Raw genomic sequence first — 22,610 nt, forward strand, 5'->3', positions numbered from 1 at the left:
AATGGCCCGGGAGGGTCGGGTCGGGCCAGACTTCTGGCCCGTGACTGTTTCCGACTCGCTGAGGTCCGGCCCCTTCCTTCTCTTCTTCTCGGCGCGTGTCATCGCCAAGCTCGGGGACGCGATGCTGCCCATCGCGCTCTCCGCCGGTCTCATCAAGGCCGGGCACGGGCCGGGCGCGATCGGCGCCGCGCTCGCGACGTTCACCGTCTGCTTCGCCGGGTTCGTCATCTTCGGCGGTGTCTTCAGCGACCGGTTCAACACCCGATGGCTGATGATCGGTTCGGATCTGGTCCGGCTCGGCACGCAGTCGCTCGCGGCCGTACTGTTCCTGACGGGCCACGTCGAGCTGTGGCACATGTGCGCGATCGGCGCCGTCAACGGCGTCGCGGGCGGCATGTTCCAGCCGGGCGTGGCCGGCACCATCCCGCGTATCGCGCGGGACGTGCAGGCGGCGAACGGCGCGATACGCACCGCCGAGGCCCTCGCGATGCTCGCCGGGCCCGCGCTCGCGGGCATGCTCGTGGCGACCATGTCCGCGGGCGCGGTCTTCGCCGCGCACGCGGGCACGTACGCGCTCAGCGCGCTCTGCCTCTTCCTCCTGCGCCTCCCGCCCAGGGACACGCGGCCGGAGAGGACGAGCTACCGCGCCGATCTCGTCGAGGGCTGGCGGGAGTTCCGGGCGCACACCTGGATGTGGAGCGTGATCGTCATCTGGATGGCGCTGATGCTCACCTCGACGGGCCCGCTCGTCCCGCTGACCGCGAGCGAGATCATCTCGACGGACGGCGCCAAGGTCTACGGCCTGGTGAACTCGGCCCTCGGCGCGGGCACCGCGCTCGGCGGGCTGCTGGCGATGCGGATCCGGCCCGTACGGCAGCTCCGCGCGGGCTCGTTCGCGCTGCTCGGCTGCTGCTGCTTCCCGACCGCCGTCGGGCTCGGCACGCCGGTCGCGGTGATGGCGGGCGGCGCGGCCCTGTCCGGCGCGGGCATCGGCTTCTGGGGCGTGATGTGGTCGACGAGCGTCCAGACGCAGGTCCCCGCGCCGGTGCTGAACCGTATCCACGCGTACGAGGTCGCGGGCTCCCTCGCGATGATGCCGGTCGGCCAGGCGCTCGCGGGACCGGCCTCGGCGCTGTTCGGCACGCGGGCCATGCTGCTGGTGTGCGGGGCGGCGCCGCTCGCCGTGAGCTGCGCGCTCCTGCTGGTCCGGCCCGTACGGGAGTTGCGTTCGGTGACGGCTCGAAAAGCACATGAGGGATGTCGGACCCGGCCCGTAACCTCACGACAATGACCGACAGCACCCTTCCCGCCGACGCTCCTGCACCGGAACCGACGCGTCCGCGCTCCACCGCACGTTCGCTGCTCCGCCTGTGGCCGTACGTCAGGCCGGTCCGGGTGCGGCTGTTCTCGGCGGCGTTCGTGGCGATCGTCGCGTCCTGCCTGGGCCTGGTCATCCCGCTGGTGCTCAAGTGGATCGTGGACGGGCCCGTCGCGGAGAAGGACACGGGCGGGGTGTGGCTGGGCGGCGGGCTGCTGCTCGCCGTCGGCCTCGCGGAGGCGCTGCTCTTCGGGCTGCGCCGCTGGCTGGTCGCGCGGCCGCTCGCCGGGGTCGAGGCGTCGATGCGCGCGGCGCTGTACGGGCGGCTGCAGCGGCTGCCGGTGTCGTTCCACGACCGGTGGCCCAGCGGCCAGTTGCTGTCGCGGGCGACGACGGACCTCCAGCTCCTGCGGATGTTCTTCGCCTTCCCCATGACCTTCCTGCTGGTCAACGGCTCGACGGTGCTGGTCGGCTGCGTGATCCTGCTCGTCCAGCAGTGGACGCTGGGCCTGGTGCTGCTGGCGCCCGTGATCCCGCTGGTGCTGCTGTGCGCGGTCTTCGAGGTGCGGTACGCGGTGGCGGCGCGCCGCGCCCAGGACCAGCTCGGCGATCTGACGACGGTCGTCGAGGAGGCCGTGCTCGGCATCCGCGTCGTCAAGGGCTTCGGCCGCCACCGCAGCCAGGCCCGCGCCTTCCGGGCACTGTCCGAGCGGCTGCTCCACACGGAGCTGCGCAAGGCGCGGCTGCTGGCCGCGATCTGGGCGATGATCATGACGCTGCCCGAGATCGCGATCGGCGCGGCGCTGGTCCTCGGCACGGTCCAGGTCGCCGACGGCGAGCTGTCGGCGGGCACGCTCGTCGCGTTCCTCTCCACCGCGCTCGCGCTGCGCTGGCCGGTCGAGTCGATCGGCTTCCTGCTGGCGATGTGCAACGAGTCGGCGACGGCGGCCGACCGCTTCTTCGACGTGATGGACGAGCCGGTCCCCGACGATGTGCTGCGCGAGCCGGACGGCGCGACGGACGGCGGACGGGGGGAGGCGGGGCTCCGGTTCGAGCACGTCGTCTTCCGCCACCCCGACGCGCCCCCGTCGCAGCGCCCCGCGCTCGACGGCGTGGACCTGCACATACGCCCCGGCGAGACCATGGCCCTGGTCGGCGCGACCGGCAGCGGCAAGACGACGCTGACCTCGCTCGTCTCCCGGCTGCACGAGGTGAGCGGCGGCCGGATCCTGCTGGACGGCGACGATGTCGCGACGCTGCCGCGCGCCGAGCTGCGCGCCCGCGTGGCGGTCGCGTTCGAGGAGCCGACGCTGTTCTCCGCGTCCGTACGGGAGAACGTGCTGATGGGCGCGGACGACGGCGCCGCCGGGCCCGGCGGGCTGGAGCGGGCGCTGCGGGTGGCACAGGCCGAGAAGTTCGTCGGCGCCCTGCCGCAGGGCGCCGACACCCAGGTCGGCGAGCAGGGCCTGAGCCTGTCCGGCGGCCAGCGCCAGCGGCTGGCGCTCGCCCGCGCCGTCGTCGGCAACCCCCGCTTCCTCGTCCTGGACGACCCCCTCTCCGCGCTCGACGTGCGCACGGAGGCCGCCGTGGAGGCCGCGCTGCGCGAGGTGCTGGCGTCCACGACCGCCCTCGTCGTCGCGCACCGCCCCTCGACGGTGCTGCTCGCGGACCGGGTGGCGCTGCTGTCCGCGGGGCGCGTCGCCGCGGTCGGCACCCACCACGAGCTGCTGCGCGAGAGCGCGGAGTACGCCTGGCTGATGTCCGGCGCGGACGGAACGGAGAGCGGCGGGGCCGGGGAGCGGACGGAGGAGAGCGCACGATGACCACGACCGTGCGGGGCGGGGCACGCCCCGAGGAGGACCCGGAGGAACGGGAAGGCCCGAAGGACCCGCAGGCCCCGAAGGACCCGCAGGGCCCCTCGAAGGGAGATCAGGACCCCTCGAAGGGCGACACCGGCTCCGCCGGGCCCGGGCGGGCGGCGGCGTCCCCCGAAGGCCCGCCCGGGGACGACGCGTTCGACAAGGACGTGCTGCCCACGCCCAAGGGCGCCTCCCGCAGGCTGCTCGGTTCGCTGCTGCGCCCGCACCGGCGCCGGGTGACGGGCGCCGCCGTGCTGCTCCTGGTCCAGCAGGCCGCCGTGCAGGCCGGTCCGCTCCTCGTCGCGTACGCGATCGACAGCGCGCTCCCCGCGCTCCGGGGCGAGCGGGATTACGGGCCGCTGATCGCCGTGGCCGTGGGCTATCTGGTGTGCGCGGTCGCCTCGGGCGGGTTCCAGCACGCGTTCATCCTCGCCGCCGCGCGGATCAACCAGCGGGTGCTGCTGGAGCTGCGCGGGCGGATCTACCGCCACGCGCAGGCCCTCGACGTCGACTTCCACGACCGTTACACCTCGGGGCGGCTGATCTCCCGTTCGACCACCGACGTGGAGGCGCTGCGCGAGCTGCTGGACGAGGGGCTCCAGGAGCTGCTGGCCGTGATCCTCTCCGTCGTGTACATCCTGGTGACGCTCGTGTGGCTGGACCCCGGCCTCGGCGGCGCCGCGCTGCTCTCGTTCGTGCCGCTCGCGCTGCTCGTACGGAACTTCCGGCGCCGTTCCCTCCGCGTCTACCGGGGCAAGTCGACGGCGATCGCGGCCGTCATCGTGAAGTTCGCGGAGACCATGAACGGGATCCGTCCCGTCCAGTCCTTCCGCCGCGAGCGGGCCAACGACACCGCGTTCGAGCAGCTCAACGGCCGCCATCTGAAGGCCAACGGGGACGCCATCCTGGAGATGGCCCGCTATGTGGTGCTGTCCCGGCTGGTGGCGAACACGGCGGTCGCCGCGATCGTCGTCTGGGGCGCGTACCGGGTGGCGTCCGGCGGCCTCGCGCTCGGTGTGCTGGCCGCCGCCGCGCTCTATCTGCGGCGGCTGTACGACCCGATCGACCGGCTCGGCATGTTCCTCAACTCCTGGCAGTCGGCCGCCGCCTCGCTGGAGAAGATCGCCGGGCTGCTCGCGCGGCGCCCCGCCGTGCCCGAGCCCGAGCGCCCGCGCGAGCTGCCGCCGCGCGACCCCGGGCTGCCGGGCCGCGAGGTGGTCTTCGAGCGCGTCCGCTTCGCGTACCGCACCGGCGGCGAGGTGCTGCCGGAGTTCAGCCTGACGCTGCCCGCCGGGCAGACGGTCGCCGTCGTCGGCGCGACGGGCGCGGGCAAGTCGACGCTCGCCAAGCTGCTGGCCCGGTTCTACGACCCTTCCCCAAGCTCTCCGACAAGCTCCGAGCAGGGGAGACCCCAACCAAGCTCTCCGACAAGCTCCGAGCAGGGGAGACCCCAACCAAGCTCTCCGACAAGCTCCGAGCAGGGGAGACCCCAACCAAGCTCTCCGACAAGCTCCGAGCAGGGGAGACCCCAAGGGGGCACGGTGCGGCTCGACGGCGTGGACCTGCGCGAGCTGGACGTCTCGGCGCTGCGGCGCGGCGTGGTGATGGTGACGCAGGAGGCGTTCCTCTTCTCCGGCACGGTCGCGGAGAACATCGCGCTCGGCCGCCCGGACGCGGGACGCGAGGAGATCGAGCAGGCCGCGAAGTCCATCGGGGCGCACGACTTCATCGCGGGCCTGCCCGACGGGTACGACACGGACGTCCGCAAGCGCGGCGGCCGTATCTCCGCCGGCCAGCGCCAGTTGGTCTCCTTCGCCCGCGCCCTGCTGGCCGACCCGTCGGTGCTGATCCTGGACGAGGCGACGTCCTCGCTGGACATCCCCGGCGAGCGGGCCGTGCAGCGCGCGATGGAGACCGTGCTGCGTGGCCGTACGGCGGTGGTGATCGCGCACCGGCTCTCGACGGTCGCCGTCGCGGACCGGGTGCTGGTGATGGACGGGGGCCGGATCGTGGAGGACGGGCCGCCGGACCGGCTGATCGCGGGCACGGGCCGCTTCGCGGAGCTGCACAGCGCCTGGCGCGACAGCCTGACGTGAGCACGCCCAGGGGCGCAGGACGTGAGCGCGCCCCTGGGCGTAGTACGCGAGAGCTACGCGTGCCGTCCTCCAGCGGGACGCCGCGCCGGGGCCGCGTGCCTAGTCTGAGGGCGTGACGAGGGGGATGAAGGCGGTGGGGCAGGCGGCGCCGGGTGCGCTGCGGATGCTCCGCGCCGACCTGGGGAAGGGCGCCGTCGACCGGCTGTCGCCGGACGCGCGGCTGTGGTTCCCGGTGCACACGCTGGGGCTGGTGCTGTACGGGATCGGGATCGCGGCCTTCGGCGTCAACGAGCTTCTCGGGGACGGGGCGCGGCTGGGCACCGCGCTCGGCACGCTGCTCGGCGTCTGCCAGGCGTCGGCGCCGCTGGTGGCGCTCTACCGGCCGCTGACCGGCTGGTGGCTGGCGACGGCGGTGATGGCCGTCGTCGCCTGCGCGGGCGCGTCGGCGCAGGACGCGGAGCTGCTGCCGTGGACGGGCACGGGGCTCGCGGCGCAGGCCGCGGCGCTCTTCCTGCTCGCGCTGCGGGTTCGGGCCCGCGCCACCGTGGAGGCGCTGCTGCTCGGTGTCCTGGTGGGGCTGGCCTGCGTGCCGTTCTCGCCGCCGGGCGCGGCGCCCGCCGACTTCGCCCGTGCCTGCGCGGTGCTCGGCACGGCGGCCGTGGTGGGCGCGGCGCTGCGGGGCGTACGGGCGGCCCGTACGGAACTGGTCGCGCAGGAGGAGCTGACCGCGGAGGAACGGGCGCGGCGCGCGCTGCTGGAGGAGCGCAACCGCATCGCGCGCGAGCTGCACGACGTCGTCGCCCACCACATGTCCGTGATCTCCATCCAGGCGCAGGTCGCCCCGCACCTGGTCGAGGACCCGCCCGAGGAGCTGCGCGAGAACCTGGCCGGGATCCGCGAGAACGCGGTGGAGGCGCTGGCCGAACTCCGCCGCGTGCTGGGCGTCCTGCGCGCGGAGGACGCGGCGGCCGACGGCGTACGGCACGCGCCGCAGCCCACCCTCGACCGGCTCGGCGAACTGGTCGAGCCGGTGCGCGGCGCCGGGGTCGAGGTCACCACCGAGGTCACGGGCGAGCCGCGCCCCCTGCCGCCGGGCGTCGGCCTGTCGGCGTACCGCATCGTGCAGGAGGCCCTGAGCAACGCGCTGCGCCACGCGCCCGGCGCCGCTGTACGGGTCGAGATCGGGCACCGCCCGGCGGGCGTCTCGGTGCGGGTCACGAACACGGCGCCGTCTCCCGCACCCCGCGCGTCCCGCACGTCGCCGCCCGGCGTCGGCCACGGGCTGCTCGGGATGCGCGAGCGCGTCACGATGCTCGGCGGCGAGCTGGCCACCGGGCCCACCCCCGACGGCGGCTACGAGGTGACCGCCCTGCTGCCCGCCGCCCCCGTGAAGGAGACCCCATGACGCCCGACACCGTACGCGTACTGATCGCCGACGACCAGGCGATGGTCCGCCAGGGCTTCACGGTGCTGCTCGACGCCGAGCCCGGCATCCGCGTCGTGGGCCAGGCCGAGGACGGCCACGCGGCCCTCGCACGCTGCGCGGAGCTGGCCCCGGACGTCGTGCTGATGGACATCCGCATGCCGGGCCTCGGCGGCATCGACGCGACCCGCCGCCTCAAGGAGTCCGGCGACCCGGCCGTGAAGGTCCTGGTGCTGACGACCTTCGACCTCGACGAGTACGTCTACGAGGCGCTGCGCGCGGGCGCCTCCGGCTTCCTCCTCAAGGACGCCTCGGCGGCCGAACTCGCCCACGCCGTAAGGGTCGTGGCCGCGGGCGAGGCGCTGCTGGCGCCGAGCGTGACGCGGCGGCTGATCGCGGAGTTCGCCCGGCTGCCCGGCACGCCCTCCGTCCCTCCCGGCCGCGCGGCGGACCTGACGGAGCGCGAGACGGAGGTCCTGGCACTGGTCGCCCGGGGCCTGTCGAACGCGGAGATCGCCGCGCGCCTGGTGGTGGCCGAGCAGACCGTGAAGACCCATGTCAGCCGCATCCTGGTCAAACTGGGACTGCGCGACAGGACGCAGGCCGCGGTCTTCGCCTACGAATCACGGCTCGTGCACCCGGCATGATCGTTTACGCGGTACCTTTGCCCCCGGCTCCACGGGGGAGCCTCTTCTCAACTCATCGGAGAACGCATGAAGATGAAGCTGAAGACGCTGGGCATCACGGCGGCCGCCGTGGCGTTCGCGGGTACCGCTTTCATGACCGGTACCGCCGTCGCCGGGGAGACCACGGCGCAGCCCGCGGCGCAGTCCGCGAACACGGCGGCCAAGGCGTACCCCAAGGACTGCTCGCGGGGTCTCAGCCCGTACAAGGTGAAGGCCAACGTCAAGCAGCGCACGCACCCCAAGTCGAGTGCCACCGCCGTCGCCCTCTGGACCACCAGCGAGAAGGGCAAGATCTGCAACGACGGCAAGTCGTACAACGGCGGCACGTACACGAAGTGCGGCAAGAAGAGCAACAACTGGGTCTACGCCGCCGCCGGCGGCCGCGTGGGCTGGGTCCCGGAGACGTGCGTGAAGGGCCGCTGAACCACGGCCCGTTGAGCGAAGGGGCGGACGGTATGACACCGTCCGCCCTTTTCCTATGGCCGGACGTGTCCGTTATGCGCGCACAGGACTCGTACTAACGAACAAAATCTGGCCATCCTCCCACTGGAGGTGGTCATTCCAGTGACATGTCCACGGCAATAGTGGCAGTCTTCGCTGCGCACCACGCACTTCAGTTCTGCCCGGACGGCGCCCCACCATGCCGCCCGGTCCCCACGGCAGAAACGGCAGAAGGAGCCTGAGTGAGACCCCTCACGAAGAAGCAGCGGATATCCGCCCTCGCCGCCACCGCGGCGCTTGTCGCCGCGGGCGTCACCGCGGGTACCGCGGGAGCCGCCCCCTCCGGCTCGGCGGACGCGAAGGCGAACGGCGCACTGCCCGCGAAGCTCTCGGCGTCCCAGCACACCTCGCTGGTCAAGAAGGCCGACACCAAGGCCGCGAAGGCCGCCGACGCGAAGGCCCTGGGCCTCGGCGCGAAGGAAGCCCTGCACGTCAAGGACGTCATCAAGAACAAGGACGGCGCGACGCACACGCGTTACGAGCGCACCTACGACGGCCTGCCCGTCCTCGGCGGCGACCTCGTCGTCCACAAGACGGCCGACGGCAAGGTGACCCGCACGACGAAGGCCACCAAGGCCAAGATCGCCGTGAAGTCCACCAGGGCGGCGGCGTCGCACAAGCCCGCCACGGCCGAGGCCAAGGGCAGCAAGGCCCCCCGCAAGGTCATCTGGGCCTCCGACGGCAAGCCCGTCCTCGCGTGGGAGACCGTGGTCGGCGGCACCCAGAAGAGCGGCGCCCCGAACCAGCTCCACGTCATCACGGACGCGAACACCGGCAAGAAGCTGTTCGAGTTCCAGGGCGTGAAGGAGGGCACCGGCGAGAGCCAGTACAGCGGCTCCGTCGAGCTGGGCACCTCCGGCTCGGACGGCAAGTTCACGCTGGTCGACGAGGGCCGCGGGAAGAACGAGACCACGGACCTCAAGAACGGCCAGAGCGGTGACGGCGAGCTGTTCACCGACGAGGACGACAAGTGGGGCACCGGCAAGCCCGAGGACGCGCAGACCGCGGGTGTCGACGCGCACTACGGCGCGGCCACGACCTGGGACTACTACAAGAACGTGCACGGCCGCGAGGGCATCGCCGGTGACGGCAAGGGCGCCCGCAGCCGGGTCCACTACGGCGACAACTACGTCAACGCCTTCTGGGAAGACGGCTGCTTCTGCATGACGTACGGCGACGGCGAGGGCAACAAGAAGCCCCTCACCTCGCTCGACGTCGCGGCCCACGAGATGTCGCACGGCGTGACCTCCACGACCGCCAACCTGGAGTACGCGGGCGAGTCCGGCGGCCTGAACGAGGCCACCTCGGACATCTTCGCGGCGGCCGTCGAGTTCAGCGCCAACAACAAGGAGGACGTCGCCGACTACATGGTCGGCGAGAAGATCGACATCAACGGCGACGGCACCCCGCTGCGCTACATGGACGAGCCGAGCAAGGACGGCCAGTCCCTGGACTACTGGGACACCAACGCCGGTGACGTCGACGTCCACTACTCGTCCGGCATCGCCAACCACTTCTTCTTCCTGCTCTCCGTCGGCAGCGGCGAGCGCGAGGTGAACGGCGTGAAGTACAACTCGCCGACGAAGAACGGCGAGAAGCTCGAGGGCATCGGCATCGAGAAGGCCGAGAAGATCTGGTTCAAGGCCCTCACCGAGGAGATGACCTCGACCACGGACTACAAGGGCGCGCGGGCGGCGACGCTCAAGGCCGCCGAGGGCCTCTACGGCGCGGACAGCGCCGAGGTCAAGGCGGTCGGCGCCGCCTGGACCGGGGTCAACGTGACCGGCTGACCAGCCCGATAGGCAAGCACGAGGGAGCCCCACCGCCCGAGCGGCGGTGGGGCTCCTTCGTGCCTTCACCCCTGTGAGGGATGCACATAACGGATAAGCCCGACTTAACCTGAAGTCAGGTCAACTTCCTTGACCTTCACGTCATTTGGAGGACATCCAGTATGGCTCAAGTCAAGTCGGCTCTCCGTAAGGCCGGTCTCGCGGCCGCCGGTGTCACCGCGGCGCTGGGCATGGCGTTCACCCTGGCACCAGGGGCGTCCGCCGCCGCACCGCACCAGGCGTCCGCCCGGGTCGACGCGGTCTGCACGGTGAACGACAACGGGGTGAATTACCGCGGCGGTCCCGGCCCCGAGTACAGGGTGCTCGGACAGGTGAACCGAGGACAGAAGATGAACCTGAAGGGACACCAGGGCAACTGGGTCCACGGAGACCTGTGGGGAGGTCGCACGGGGGTCTGGATCCACACGGCCTACCTGGACGGCTGCTGAGATCCGGAACCGGCTGCTGAGGCCCGGCCGCCCGCGCGGCGCCGCCTAGCGCATCAGCAGCCCGCCGGTTCCGTCGGAGGACGAGGCCGCGTTCTCCGACGGAACCACCAGGAGCCCCATCTCCGCCCCGCCCGCCAGCAGCCGGTGGGCGGGCAGGATGCGGACCGTGTAGCCGAAGGCGCCGGTGCGGTCCAGGGCCAGCGGTCCCTCGTAGAGCCAGCGCCCCTCCATGTCCGGGCCCCGCGTCGGCTTGAGCGGGGTGCGCACGGCGCCCCGGCCCGCGATGCGGTCCGACTCGTCGACGCAGCCCGACACCGCCTGGACCTCCACATCGTCCGGGCCCAGCCCGCCGAGGCCCACGCGCACGCGCAGCCCCAGCGAGGCACCGACCTCCAGCGCCTCGCCGCTCCCGGCCTCGCCGGAGGTCTCGACGTGGTCGATGACCACGCCCGGCCACGCGGCGCGCACCCGCGCCTTCCACGCCGCCAGCTCCTCCGCCGCCGGGGGCGTCAGCTCCCGCTGGGAACGGGCCGCCGGGGCGTAGAGCCGCTCCACGTACTCGCGCAGCATCCGGTCGGCGAGGACTTTGGGGCCCAGCCGGGTGAGGGTCTGGCGCACCATCTCGACCCAGCGGTCGGGGACGCCCGAGCCGTTCCGCTCGTAGAACTGCGGCGCGATGTGGTCCTCGACCAGCTCGTAGAGCGCCGCGGCCTCGATGGCGTCGCGCCGCTCCGTGTCGTCGGCCGCCGCGCCGTCCGCGCTGGGCACGGCCCAGCCGAAGTCCGGCTCGAACCACTCGTCCCACCAGCCGTCCAGCACCGAGAGGTTGAGGCAGCCGTTGAGCGCGGCCTTCATGCCGCTGGTGCCGCAGGCCTCCAGGGGGCGCAGGGGGTTGTTGAGCCAGACGTCGCAGCCCGCGTAGAGATGGCGGGCCATGGCCATGCCGTAGTCGGGCAGGAAGACGATCCGGTGGCGCACGCGCGGGTCGTCGGAGAAGCGGACCAGCTCCTGCACGAGCCGCTTGCCGCCCTCGTCGGCCGGGTGCGCCTTGCCCGCGACGACGATCTGCACGGGCCGCTGCGGATGCAGCAGCTGCTCCATCAGCCGGTCCCGGTCGCGCAGCATCAGCGTGAGCCGCTTGTAGGAGGGGACGCGGCGGGCGAAGCCGACGGTGAGCACGTCGGGGTCGAAGACGCCGTCGATCCAGCCGAGTTCGGCCTGTGCGGCGCCGCGCTGCCGCCATGACGCGTACAGCCGCCGCCGCACCTCCTGGACGAGGCGTTCGCGCAGGCTCCTGCGCAGCTCCCACAGCTCGGCGTCCTTGAGGTCGCGCGCGTCGGCGGGGACGGCGGGCGCGGTCCAGGTCGGGGCGTGCACGCCGTTGGTGAGCGAGCCGATCGGCACCTCGGAGGAGTCGAAGCCGGGCCACAGCGGGGCGAACATCTCGCGGCTGACCTGGCCGTGCAGGGTGCTCACGCCGTTGGCGCGCTGGGCGAGGCGCAGGCCCATCACGGCCATGTTGAAGACGTTGGGCTCGCCGCCCGCGTAGCTCTCCATGCCGAGCCGCAGCACGTCCTCGACGGCGATGCCGGGCAGCTCGCCGTCGTCCCCGAAGTGCCGGGCGACCAGCTCGCGGTCGAAGCGGTCGATGCCCGCGGGGACGGGGGTGTGGGTGGTGAAGACGGTGCCGGCGCGCACCTTCTCCAGCGCGGCGTCGAAGCCGAGCCGGGTCCCGTCCGGTCCGCCCTCGCCCAGTTCGCGGATGCGCTCCAGGCCGAGGAAGCCCGCGTGGCCCTCGTTGGTGTGGAAGACCTCGGGCTCGGGGTGGCCGCTGACGCGGCAGTACGCCCGTACGGCGCGGACGCCGCCGATGCCGAGCAGCATCTCCTGGAGGAGACGGTGCTCGCTGCCGCCCCCGTAGAGCCGGTCGGTGACGTCGCGTTCGCCGGGGGCGTTCTCCTCGACGTCCGAGTCGAGCAGGAGCAGCGGGACGCGCCCGACGCAGGCCTTCCAGACGAACGCGCGCAGCACGCGCCCGCCGGGGAGCCGCAGCTCGACGCGGACGGGCGCGCCGTCCCCGGGCTCGCGGAGGATCTGGAGCGGCTGCTCGTTGGGGTCGAAGACGGGGTAGTGCTCCTGCTGCCAGCCGTCGTGGGTGAGGGACTGGCGGAAGTAGCCGTGCCGGTAGAGAAGTCCGACGCCGATGAGCGGGACGCCCAGGTCGCTGGCGGTCTTGAGGTGGTCCCCGGCGAGGATGCCGAGCCCGCCCGAGTACTGCGGCAGGGCGCCGGTGATCCCGAACTCGGGCGAGAAGTAGGCCACGCCGGAGGGCAGGACGCCGTCCGCACGCTGGTACCAGCGGGGCTCGCTCACGTAGTCCGCGAGGTCCCCGGCGGCCACCGCGAGGCGGCGCAGGAAGCCCCGGTCCTCCGCCAGCTCGGCGAGCCGCTCGGCGGGCACGGCGCTCAGCAGCCGTACGGGGTTCCCGGCCGAGGCACGCCATGCCTCCGGGTCGAGGGAGCGGAACAGCTCGCGCGTCTCGGGGTGCCAGGACCAGCGCAGATTTCTGGCCAGGTCGCTGAGCGGGCGGAGCGGTTCGGGGAGGACGGGGCGCACGGAGAACCGGCGGATGGCCTTCACGGTTCGACAGTAACCGTCCGCGGGGAGTCGGCAACCTTTCCACGCGCCGTGGCGACTCCCCCGCGAAAGAACCCGGCCGCGCACCGGACGGGCCCCGGCCGGACCGGAAGAACACCATCCCCCCACACGACGGGAAGAGACCATGGGCAGCACTCACCGCAAGAAGTTCCTGACCAGACGCAGAACGGTCGTCGGCGGTCTCGGCGCCGGTCTCCTGGTGGCGGGCGCGCTCACCACGACCTCGCTGATGTCCACCGCCTCGGCCGCGGAATGGCCGACTCCCAGCGGTGACAGGAAGGTCAGCGAGACGCAGGAGATCAGCGGCGTCGTCGACGGGAAGATGACCCGTTACATCGGCGAGGGCGACCTCGGCGGCGGCGACCAGGGCGAGGGCAAGGACCCGATCTTCGAACTGGCGGACGGCGCCACGCTCAAGAACGTCGTCCTCGGCTCCCCGGCCGCCGACGGCATCCACTGCATGGGCTCCTGCACGCTGGAGAACGTGTGGTGGGAGGACGTCGGCGAGGACGCGGCCTCCTTCAAGGGCGGCGAGGGCTCCACGTACGAGGTGATGGGCGGCGGCGCCCGCAAGGCCGACGACAAGGTCCTCCAGTTCAACGGCGGCGGCACGCTCAAGGTCAGCGGCTTCGCCGTGGAGGACTTCGGCAAGCTCGTGCGCTCCTGCGGCAACTGCTCCGAGCAGACCGACCGGCACGTCGAGCTGAAGGACATCGAGGTCAAGGCCCCCGGCAAGGCGCTCGTCGGCGTCAACGAGAACTACGGCGACACGGCGAGGCTCAGCGGCATCCGGATACTCGGCGACGAGGACAGGAAGATCGAGCCCTGCGTCCGCTACCAGGGCAACGACTCGGGCGACGAGCCGGAGGAGACCGGCAAGGGCCCGGACGGCAAGACCTGTCTCTACAAGGAGGGCGACATTTCCTACGAGTAGCGGGAGACAACCCCCGTGAGGTTTCGGGCGGTCGCGGTGCCCTCGGGCAGCGCGACCGCCCGCGCCGTTCCACCGGACTCCCGCCGCGCCCTTGCGGGACGGCCGCCATTCCGTACGGTCGAGAACACCGCCCCCGACGCGGTGCCTCACGAGTACGACGGAACCCCCACCCGAGTGAACGCGGACAGGAGCCGTCATGCCCGCAGCACGGAAGGTGTCCGCCGAGCGGATACAAAGTAGGGCGAGCCCGTTATCTCCCCTTATGACCCCAGGTGAGCCGATGATTGGTCGCATTCCCGTGCTCGACGTCCGCCCCGTCGTGGAGTGCGGAAGCCGTCCCGCAAAAGCCGTGCCCGGCGAGACCTTCCAGGTCTCGGCCACCGTCTTCCGCGAAGGCCACGACGACGTCGGGGCGAACGTGGTGCTGCGCGGCCCCGCCGGTCGCGCCGGGCCCTGGACACCGATGCGCGAACTCGCGCCGGGCACCGACCGCTGGGGCGCCGAGGTCACCCCGGACGCCGAGGGGCGGTGGACGTACGCCGTCGAGGCGTGGGGCGACCCGGTCGGCACCTGGCGGCGCCACGCGAAGATCAAGATCCCGGCGGGCATCGACACCGAACTCACCCTGGAGGAGGGCGCGCTGCTGCACGAGCGCGCCGCCGCACAGGTGCCCAAGCGGGACGGGCGCACCGCCGTGCTGGAGGCCGTGGACGCGCTGCGCGACACCGGGCGCACGGGCGCGGCGCGGCTCGCGGCGGCGCTCGCCCCCGAGGTCACGGCGGTGCTCGACCGCTATCCGCTGCGCGAGATGATCACGTCCTCGCGCCCGCTGACGCTCCAAGTCGAGCGCCGCCGCGCGCTGTTCGGCTCCTGGTACGAGCTGTTCCCGCGCTCGGAGGGCGCGGTCGTGCCGGAGATCGGGCCGCCGGTGAGCGGGACGCTGCGGACGGCGGCCGAGCGGCTGGACGCGGTGGCCGCGATGGGCTTCGACGTGGTCTATCTGCCGCCCGTGCACCCGATCGGCGAGGCGTACCGCAAGGGCCCGGACAACGCGCTGTCGGCCTCGGCCGAGGACGTCGGCTCGCCCTGGGCGATCGGCTCGGCGGAGGGCGGGCACGACGCGCTCCACCCGGACCTGGGCACGATGGAGGACTTCGACCACTTCGTGGAGCGGGCCGGCGAGCTGCGGATGGAGGTCGCGCTCGACTTCGCGCTCCAGTGCTCGCCGGACCACCCGTGGGTCAAGGAGCACCCGGAGTGGTTCGCCAAGCGCGCCGACGGCACGATCGCCTACGCGGAGAACCCGCCGAAGAAGTACCAGGACATCTATCCCGTCTCCTTCGACAACGACCCCTCGGCGTACGCGGGCCTCGTCCGGGAGACGCTGCGCGTGCTGCGCTTCTGGATGGCGCACGGGGTACGGATCTTCCGGGTCGACAATCCGCACACCAAGCCCGTGGCGTTCTGGGAGAAGGTCCTCGCGGACATCAACCGGACGGACCCGGACGTGGTGTTCCTGGCGGAGGCGTTCACGCGTCCGGCGATGATGCACACGCTCGCGAAGATCGGCTTCCAGCAGTCGTACACGTATTTCACCTGGCGGAACACCAAGCACGAGCTGACGGAGTACCTCACCGAGCTGTCCGGCGAGGCCGCCGCCTACATGCGGCCGAACTTCTTCGTGAACACCCCGGACATCCTGCACGCCTACCTCCAGGAGGGCGGCCGTCCCGCGTTCGAGGTCCGGGCCGTGCTCGCGGCGACGCTGTCCCCCTCGTGGGGCATGTACGCCGGTTTCGAACTGTGCGAGAACACCGCGCTGCGTCCGGGCAGCGAGGAGTACCTGTCCTCGGAGAAGTACCAACTGCGGCCCCGGGACTGGACGGCGGCCGACCGCGAGGGCCGCTCGATCACCCCGCTGATCACCGCGCTCAACCGGCTGCGCCGCCACCGTCCCGCGCTCCAGCAACTCCGCGACCTGCGGTTCCACCCCACGGACAACGAGAACGTGCTCGCGTACTCGAAGCACTGCGTGGAGCCCTACGCCGACACGGTGCTCATCGTGGTCAACCTCGACCCCCACCACACCCACGAGGCGACGGTGTCGTTGGACATGTCGCAATTCGAAGCATCCGGACTGAGTGCCGCTCAGATGAGCGGTGCGGAGTCCTTCCCGGTGCGCGACGAGCTCACCGGCGAGACCTACCACTGGGGCAGGGACAACTATGTGCGCCTGGAGCCGGGAGGTGACTCCCCCGCACCGGCCCACATCCTCACCCTGCGACCGTCCTCACCGACCGGAGGGTCACCCACACATGATCGTCAATGAGCCCGTCCCCGACACCTTCGAGGACACCCCTGCCAGGGACCGCGACCCGGAGTGGTTCAAGCGCGCCGTCTTCTACGAGGTGCTGGTGCGCTCCTTCCAGGACAGCGACGGCGACGGCATCGGAGACCTCAAAGGGCTCACCGCGAAGCTGGACTATCTCCAGTGGCTGGGCGTCGACTGCCTGTGGCTGCCGCCGTTCTTCAAGTCGCCCCTGAAGGACGGCGGTTACGACGTCTCGGACTACACGTCCGTGCTCCCCGAGTTCGGCGACATCGCCGACTTCGTGGAGTTCGTCGACGCGGCCCACCAGCGCGGCATGCGGGTCATCATCGACTTCGTCATGAACCACACCAGCGACCAGCACCCGTGGTTCCAGGAGTCCAGGAAGGACCCGGAAGGACCGTACGGCGACTACTACGTATGGGCCGACGACGACAAGCAGTACCAGGACGCGCGCATCATCTTCGTGGACACCGAGGTGTCCAACTGGACGTTCGACCCCGTACGCAAGCAGTACTACTGGCACCGCTTCTTCTCGCACCAGCCGGATCTCAACTACGAGAACCCGGTCGTCCAGGACGAGATGATTTCCGCTCTGCGTTTCTGGCTGGACCTCGGCATCGACGGATTCCGGCTCGACGCGGTCCCCTATCTGTACGCGGAAGAGGGCACCAACTGCGAGAACCTGCCGCGCTCCCATGAATTCCTCAAGCGGGTGCGCGCGGAGATCGACGCGAGTTACCCGGACACCGTGCTGCTCGCCGAGGCGAATCAGTGGCCGGAAGACGTCGTCGACTACTTCGGGTCCTTCGAGAAGGGCGGCGACGAGTGCCACATGGCGTTCCACTTCCCGGTGATGCCGCGGATCTTCATGGCGGTGCGCCGCGAGTCCCGCTATCCGGTCTCGGAAATCCTCGCGAAGACCCCGGAGATCCCCTCCGGCTGCCAGTGGGGAATCTTCCTGCGCAACCACGACGAGCTGACCCTGGAAATGGTCACCGACGAGGAGCGCGACTACATGTACGCGGAGTACGCCAAGGACCCGCGCATGCGCGCCAACATCGGCATCCGCCGCCGGCTCGCCCCGCTGCTCGACAACGACCGCAAGCAGATCGAGCTGTTCACAGCCCTGCTCTTCGCCCTGCCGGGCTCGCCGATCCTCTACTACGGCGACGAGATCGGCATGGGCGACAACATCTGGCTCGGCGACCGGGACGCCGTGCGCACCCCCATGCAGTGGACCCCGGACCGCAACGCGGGCTTCTCCTCCTGCGACCCGGGACGGCTCTTCCTGCCGACCATCATGGACCCGGTCCACGGATACCAGGTGACGAACGTCGAGGCGGCCATGAGTTCGCCGAGTTCGCTGCTGCACTGGACCCGCCGGATGATCGAGATCCGTAAGCAGAATCCGGCCTTCGGCCTCGGCACCTACGAGGAGCTGTCCTCGTCGAACCCCGCCGTTCTGGCCTTTCTCCGCGAGGTCAGGCTCCCCGAGGGCGGTGACGACCTGGTGATGTGCGTGAACAACTTCTCGCGGTTCCCGCAGCCCACCGAGCTGGATCTCCGCGCGTGGGAAGGGCGCGTTCCCGTCGAATTGATCGGCGGCGTACGCTTTCCCCCGATCGGCGAATTGCCGTACCTTCTCACTCTCGCCGGTCACGGGTTCTACTGGTTCCGGCTGCGCCGCCAAGGTTGACGGGCCGGACAGGGGGTACCCCTGACGGTCTCGTCGGGGTGCCCCTCGAAGGGGCGCGGGACATTCGCGTCCGGCCACAGCGATCCCGCGGCCCGCAGAGCACGGCGAGTGGCGCCCCGGCCCCAGCACTCCCGTAAGACGACACGAGTGAATCCGCACGACACTGCTCGCACACCCGGACATCCCATGCCGCAATCCGGGACACTCTGCGTACCTTTCGTGTGCCCGGGGAAAGGACGCCATGTCGGACAGCTCCTTGCCCCTCGCGGCCGTGCCCTCGGCCGCCGCCGCGTACGACGGACACGGCGGCACGGCCCTGCTCCGCTCGCTCTCGCCGCTGCTGGCCGAATGGCTGCCGCGGCAGCGGTGGTTCGCGGGCAAGGGTCGGCCGCTCACCGGCTTCTCCCCGGTCTCGGCCGTGGAGCTGCTGCCGTGCGGCGCGGGCGGCGCGACGCCGGGCCTGCTCCATCTCCTGGTCCGGGCCCGGCAGTCCGCCGCGCCCGGCACCGGCGACGACTGCTACCAGTTGCTGCTCGGCGTCCGCGAGGCGCTGCCGCCGGAGCTGGCCCCCTCGCTGCTCGGCCGCCCCTCGACCGGGCCGCTGCGGGGCCGCGCCGTCTACGAGGCGCTGCACGACCCCCGGCTCACCGGGCTGCTCCTCGAACGCCTGCGCGCCCCCGGGCGGCTCGGCCCGCTGCGCTTCTCCCGCGACCCCGAGGCCGTCATCCCCTCGGGCCTGCGGCCCCGGCCGCTCACCGCCGAGCAGTCCAACTCCTCGGTGATCTACGGCAGCGCGTACATCCTCAAGCTCTTCCGCCGCGTCGGCCCCGGCGTCAACCCCGACCTGGAGCTGCCCCTCGCGCTCGCCCGCCAGGGGCGTACGGCCGTGCCCGCGCCCACCGCGTGGTTCGAGGCCGTGACGCGCGGCCCCTCCCCCGACCCGGTCACCCTCGGTGTGCTCCAGCCGTTCCTGCCGGGCGCCGCCGACGGCTGGCAGCTCGCGCTGCGGGCCCTCGCCGCGCGCCGCGACTTCACCGGCGCGGCCTCCGCGCTCGGCCGTACGACCGCCGAGGCGCACACGGGCCTCGCGCGGGCCCTGCCGACCTCCGTGCTCGGCGGCGAGCAGCTCGAACACCTGGCCGCCGGGATGGCGGCGCGCCTCGACTCCGCGAGCGCCGCGGTGCCCGCGCTGCGCCCGTACCGCCCGGCGCTGCTCGACGCGTTCCGCGAGCTGGCCGAGCGCGGACGGGACGGCGGGGGCTGCCACGCGCAGCGCGTCCACGGCGACCTGCACCTCGGCCAGGCACTGCACACCGCGGACGCGCCCGCCGCCGAGGAGCCCGGGGGTCCCAGGGCCAGCGAGGGCTCAGGGGCTCCCGAGGGTTCCGGGGACGCGGCCCTCGACGCGCACCACGACGGGGCCGACGGCCGCTGGACGCTGATCGACTTCGAGGGCGAGCCCGCGCGGCCGCTCGCCGAGCGCCGCGCCGACCAGCCCGTCGTCCGCGACATCGCGGGCATGCTGCGCTCCTTCGACTACGCCGCCTGCCAGTGCCCCGCGGGCCCCGGTGACGCGTGGTCCCAGAGGTGGGCCGCCGCCAACCGGGCCGCGTACTGCGCCGGTTACGCGGACGCGTGCGGCTCCGACCCCCGCGACGACGCGGTGCTGCTGCGCGCGTACGAGACGGACAAGGCCGTCTACGAGGTGCTGTACGAGGCCCGTAACCGGCCGTCCTGGCTGTCCATCCCGCTGTCGGCGATCCGCAGGCTCGCCGACGAGAAACGTTCCCCCTCTTCCTGATCAGGAGGCCCCCTCCCGTGACACCCGACCGGCCCTCGGCTCCCCAGATCCCCGCCACGTTCCTCCGTGAGCCGGACGCCCCCGCCGCCACCCGGCGCCACACCCCCGCCCCCCGGCGGGAACAGGCGGGCCCGGCGCGGGCGGCGGAGCGGGAGGCCCGGCGCGGCGTGCGGCCCGCCCCCGAGCTGCCCGGCGGGGACCGCGAGCGGCTCCTGACCGGCACCCACCACGACCCGCACGCCCTCCTCGGCGCCCACCCGGTGCGCGGTGGCGTCCTCTTCCGCACGCTGCGGCCGTACGCGAAGGGCGTCACCGTCGTCGGCAAGGGCCTGCGTGCCGAGCTGTACGACGAGGAGGACGGCTTCTTCGCCGCGGTGCTGCCGCTCAACGCGATCCCCGGCTACGAGCTGCTGGTCCGCTACGGCGACGAGCCCGGCACCGACGACGTGCGCACCGCCGACCCGTACCGCTTCCTGCCCGCGCTCGGCGACCTCGACCTGCACCTGATCACCGAGGGCCGGCACGAGCAGCTCTGGCGCGCCCTCGGCGCGCACCCCATGACGCACGAGGGCGTGGCGGGCACCCGCTTCACCGTGTGGGCGCCCAACGCGCGCGGCGTGCGCGTCGCCGGGTCCTTCAACTACTGGGACGCGACGGCCTGCCCCATGCGCTCGCTGGGCTCGTCCGGGGTGTGGGAGGTGTTCCTGCCCGGTGTCGAGGAGGGCGCGCTCTACAAGTTCGACGTCGCGCGGCCCGACGGCAGCCACACGCTGCGCGCCGACCCGATGGCCCGCGCCGCCGAGTGCCCGCCCGCCAGCGCCTCCGTCGTCCACACCTCGCACCACGTGTGGAGCGACCAGGAGTGGACGGCCCGCCGCGCCCAGGCCGCGCCGCACAGCGAGCCGCTCTCCGTGTACGAGGTGCACCTGCCGTCCTGGCGCCCCGGACTGAGCTACCGGGAACTCGCCGAGCAGCTCCCCGCGTATGTGACGGACCTCGGCTTCACGCACGTCGAGCTGATGCCGGTGGCCGAGCATCCGTTCGGCGGCTCGTGGGGCTACCAGGTCACCGGGTTCTACGCGCCGACCGCGCGGCTCGGCGGGCCCGACGACTTCAAGTTCCTGGTCGACGCGCTGCACCGGGCCGGGATCGGGGTGCTGATGGACTGGGTGCCCGCGCACTTCCCCAAGGACGACTGGGCGCTGGCCGCCTTCGACGGCACGCCGCTGTACGAGCACGCCGACCCGGCGCGGGCCGAGCACCCCGACTGGGGCACGCTCGAATTCGACTTCGGGCGGCGCGAGGTGCGCAACTTCCTCGTGGCGAACGCCGTGTACTGGTGCGAGGAGTTCCACATCGACGGCCTCCGCGTCGACGCCGTCGCCTCGATGCTCTACCTCGACTACTCGCGCGAGGAGGGCGAGTGGACGCCGAACGAGCACGGCGGGCGGGAGAACCTCGACGCGGTCGCCTTCCTCCAGGAGATGAACGCCACCGTCTACCGCCGCTGCCCCGGCGTGATCACGGTGGCCGAGGAGTCCACCGCCTGGGACGGCGTCACCCGCGCCACCCACCACGTCGGCGAGGGCGGCTTCGGCGGGCTCGGCTTCGGCTTCAAGTGGAACATGGGCTGGATGCACGACTCGCTGACGTACATGACGAAGGAGCCGGTGCACCGCAAGTTCCACCACGGCGACATGACGTTCTCCATGGTCTACGCCTACTCGGAGAACTACGTGCTGCCCATCTCGCACGACGAGGTCGTGCACGGCAAGCGCTCCCTCGTGAGCAAGATGCCCGGCGACTGGTGGCAGCGCCGCGCCAACCACCGCGCGTACCTGGGCTTCATGTGGGCCCACCCGGGCAAGCAGCTCCTCTTCATGGGCCAGGAGTTCGCCCAGGGCGCCGAGTGGGCCGAGGGCCACGGGCCCGACTGGTGGCTGCTCGACCCCTCGTACTCCGCGGAGGCCGACCACCGGGGCGTACGGGACCTGGTGCGGGATCTCAACGCCGGGTACCGCGCGCGGCCCGCGCTGTGGGACCAGGACACCCGGCCCGAGGGCTTCGCCTGGGTCGCGGGCGACGCGAGCGACGACAACACCCTCGCGTTCCTCCGCTTCGCCGCCGACGGCTCCCCGCTGCTCTCGGTCAGCAACTTCTCGCCGGTGGTCCGCGAGGAGTACCGGCTGGGCGTGCCCGCCGAGTGGACGTCCTGGCGCGAGGTCCTCAACACCGACGAGGAGCGGTACGGCGGCGGGGGCGTGCACAACCCCGAGGCGCTCAAGGCCGAGCCGGTCCCCGCCCACGGCCGCCCGCACTCGCTGGCCCCGACGCTGCCGCCGCTGGCCACGGTCTGGCTGACGCCCTGCTGACCGCCTCGCGGCCGGGAGCCGGAATCGGTCCTCCCGCTTGCCACGGCCCCCCGAACAGCGGTGTACTGCACCACGACGGGGCCGGCGTGGACGAGAGCTGGAGGCAGCACGCATGCGCGACCGTACGCGGACCCGTCTGTACCGCCAGGTCATCTGCCGTGCCCTGTGCCCGGGGTGCGGTGGGGACACCCTGACCACGAACGACGACGGCTGGAAGATCTGCTATGCCTGCGGCTACTCCTCACCCGCCTGAGCGGCGCCGCGCGGTGGTGCTGGCGTCGCTCGTCCCGCTGTCCGAGCTGGAGGACAGCCCGTTCCTGGTGGACACCCGCCGCCAGTACGCCGCGTGCCGCGACTGGGCCGAGCGGAACGGCTACGCGATCGCCGCCACCGTCGAGACCAACAACGCGCCCGTCACCACTCCCGCCCTCTGGCAGGACGTGGAGGCGGGCGCCGAGGCCTTCCTGTGCGCCGGGCCCCGGATCCTGGACGCGGCGCTGGAGTCGGCGTCCGACTTCGCCGAGCACTGCGCCTCGCGCGGCATCAGGCTGATCACCGTCGAGTGCCCCGAGCCCGCGTACACGGCGGAGATGAAGGCCGCCGTGCACCGCCGCCTCTCCCTCCCGACCGCCGGGTACGACGGCTGCTGACCTCCG

Annotated in this window: 16 protein-coding genes; 15 read left to right on the forward strand and 1 reads right to left on the reverse strand. The window is 72.2% G+C overall.

Going from position 1 to position 22,610, the window contains the following annotated elements:
- The first annotated feature begins 1 nt into the window (after position 1).
- The 8 genes from ABD343_RS36040 to ABD343_RS36075 all read left to right on the forward strand — a co-directional run bounded on the left by ABD343_RS36040 (position 2) and on the right by ABD343_RS36075 (position 10,161).
- Positions 2-1,291, forward strand: coding sequence for an MFS transporter (locus ABD343_RS36040; RefSeq protein ID WP_344534415.1), 1,290 nt, complete (start codon positions 2-4; stop codon positions 1,289-1,291).
- A complete protein-coding gene (locus ABD343_RS36045; protein ID WP_344534417.1) occupies positions 1,288-3,141 on the forward strand; it encodes an ABC transporter ATP-binding protein in 1,854 nt (617 codons plus the stop codon). The genes ABD343_RS36040 and ABD343_RS36045 overlap by 4 nt, the downstream gene beginning before the upstream one ends.
- Entirely contained in the window at positions 3,138-5,273 is a 2,136-nt protein-coding gene (locus ABD343_RS36050; RefSeq protein WP_344534419.1) for an ABC transporter ATP-binding protein, read from the forward strand. Before ABD343_RS36045 ends, ABD343_RS36050 begins: the two co-directional genes overlap by 4 nt.
- A gap of 124 nt (positions 5,274-5,397) precedes the next feature.
- Complete coding sequence (locus ABD343_RS36055; protein ID WP_425578361.1) at positions 5,398-6,678, forward strand: sensor histidine kinase; 1,281 nt, start codon at positions 5,398-5,400, stop codon at positions 6,676-6,678.
- On the forward strand, positions 6,675-7,343 hold the full coding sequence (locus ABD343_RS36060) for a response regulator (RefSeq protein WP_344534423.1): 669 nt from the start codon (positions 6,675-6,677) through the stop codon (positions 7,341-7,343). The genes ABD343_RS36055 and ABD343_RS36060 overlap by 4 nt, the downstream gene beginning before the upstream one ends.
- A 66-nt stretch (positions 7,344-7,409) precedes the next feature.
- Positions 7,410-7,805 (forward strand): SH3 domain-containing protein, encoded by a 396-nt coding sequence (locus tag ABD343_RS36065; protein WP_344534424.1) that lies wholly within the window; start codon positions 7,410-7,412, stop codon positions 7,803-7,805.
- Positions 7,806-8,065: 260 nt separating this feature from the next.
- Positions 8,066-9,673 (forward strand): M4 family metallopeptidase, encoded by a 1,608-nt coding sequence (locus tag ABD343_RS36070; protein WP_344534426.1) that lies wholly within the window; start codon positions 8,066-8,068, stop codon positions 9,671-9,673.
- 161 nt (positions 9,674-9,834) lie between these two features.
- Positions 9,835-10,161 (forward strand): SH3 domain-containing protein, encoded by a 327-nt coding sequence (locus tag ABD343_RS36075; RefSeq protein ID WP_344534428.1) that lies wholly within the window; start codon positions 9,835-9,837, stop codon positions 10,159-10,161.
- A 45-nt stretch (positions 10,162-10,206) separates the two neighbouring features.
- Here ABD343_RS36075 and glgP read toward each other — a convergent pair whose 3' ends face one another.
- Positions 10,207-12,801 (reverse strand): alpha-glucan family phosphorylase, encoded by a 2,595-nt coding sequence (gene glgP, locus ABD343_RS36080; RefSeq protein WP_344534430.1) that lies wholly within the window; start codon positions 12,799-12,801, stop codon positions 10,207-10,209.
- Between the two features lie 142 nt (positions 12,802-12,943).
- Between glgP and ABD343_RS36085 the strand changes: the two genes are divergently transcribed.
- The 7 genes from ABD343_RS36085 to ABD343_RS36115 all read left to right on the forward strand — a co-directional run bounded on the left by ABD343_RS36085 (position 12,944) and on the right by ABD343_RS36115 (position 22,604).
- Positions 12,944-13,753 carry a pectate lyase gene (locus ABD343_RS36085; protein WP_344534432.1) on the forward strand — a complete coding sequence of 270 codons (810 nt, stop codon included), beginning with the start codon at positions 12,944-12,946 and terminating at the stop codon, positions 13,751-13,753.
- A 280-nt stretch (positions 13,754-14,033) separates the two neighbouring features.
- The gene (locus ABD343_RS36090) at positions 14,034-16,082 is read left to right on the forward strand and encodes an alpha-1,4-glucan--maltose-1-phosphate maltosyltransferase (RefSeq protein ID WP_344534433.1); all 2,049 of its coding nucleotides are present in this window, start codon (positions 14,034-14,036) and stop codon (positions 16,080-16,082) included.
- Positions 16,069-17,781: a maltose alpha-D-glucosyltransferase gene (treS, locus tag ABD343_RS36095; protein ID WP_344534435.1), complete on the forward strand. Its 1,713-nt coding sequence runs from the start codon at positions 16,069-16,071 to the stop codon at positions 17,779-17,781. The genes ABD343_RS36090 and treS overlap by 14 nt, the downstream gene beginning before the upstream one ends.
- Positions 17,782-18,022: 241 nt before the next feature.
- Positions 18,023-19,582 (forward strand): maltokinase N-terminal cap-like domain-containing protein, encoded by a 1,560-nt coding sequence (locus ABD343_RS36100; protein ID WP_344534437.1) that lies wholly within the window; start codon positions 18,023-18,025, stop codon positions 19,580-19,582.
- A 167-nt stretch (positions 19,583-19,749) separates the two neighbouring features.
- Complete coding sequence (gene glgB / locus ABD343_RS36105) at positions 19,750-21,954, forward strand: 1,4-alpha-glucan branching enzyme (protein ID WP_344534505.1); 2,205 nt, start codon at positions 19,750-19,752, stop codon at positions 21,952-21,954.
- A 112-nt stretch (positions 21,955-22,066) separates the two neighbouring features.
- On the forward strand, positions 22,067-22,207 hold the full coding sequence (locus ABD343_RS36110) for a hypothetical protein (protein WP_344534439.1): 141 nt from the start codon (positions 22,067-22,069) through the stop codon (positions 22,205-22,207).
- A 13-nt stretch (positions 22,208-22,220) separates the two neighbouring features.
- Positions 22,221-22,604 (forward strand): hypothetical protein, encoded by a 384-nt coding sequence (locus tag ABD343_RS36115; RefSeq protein WP_344534441.1) that lies wholly within the window; start codon positions 22,221-22,223, stop codon positions 22,602-22,604.
- Positions 22,605-22,610: the final 6 nt, after the last annotated feature.

The sequence above is a fragment of the Streptomyces albiaxialis genome, from assembly GCF_039530985.1.
Lineage (GTDB): Bacteria > Actinomycetota > Actinomycetes > Streptomycetales > Streptomycetaceae > Streptomyces > Streptomyces albiaxialis.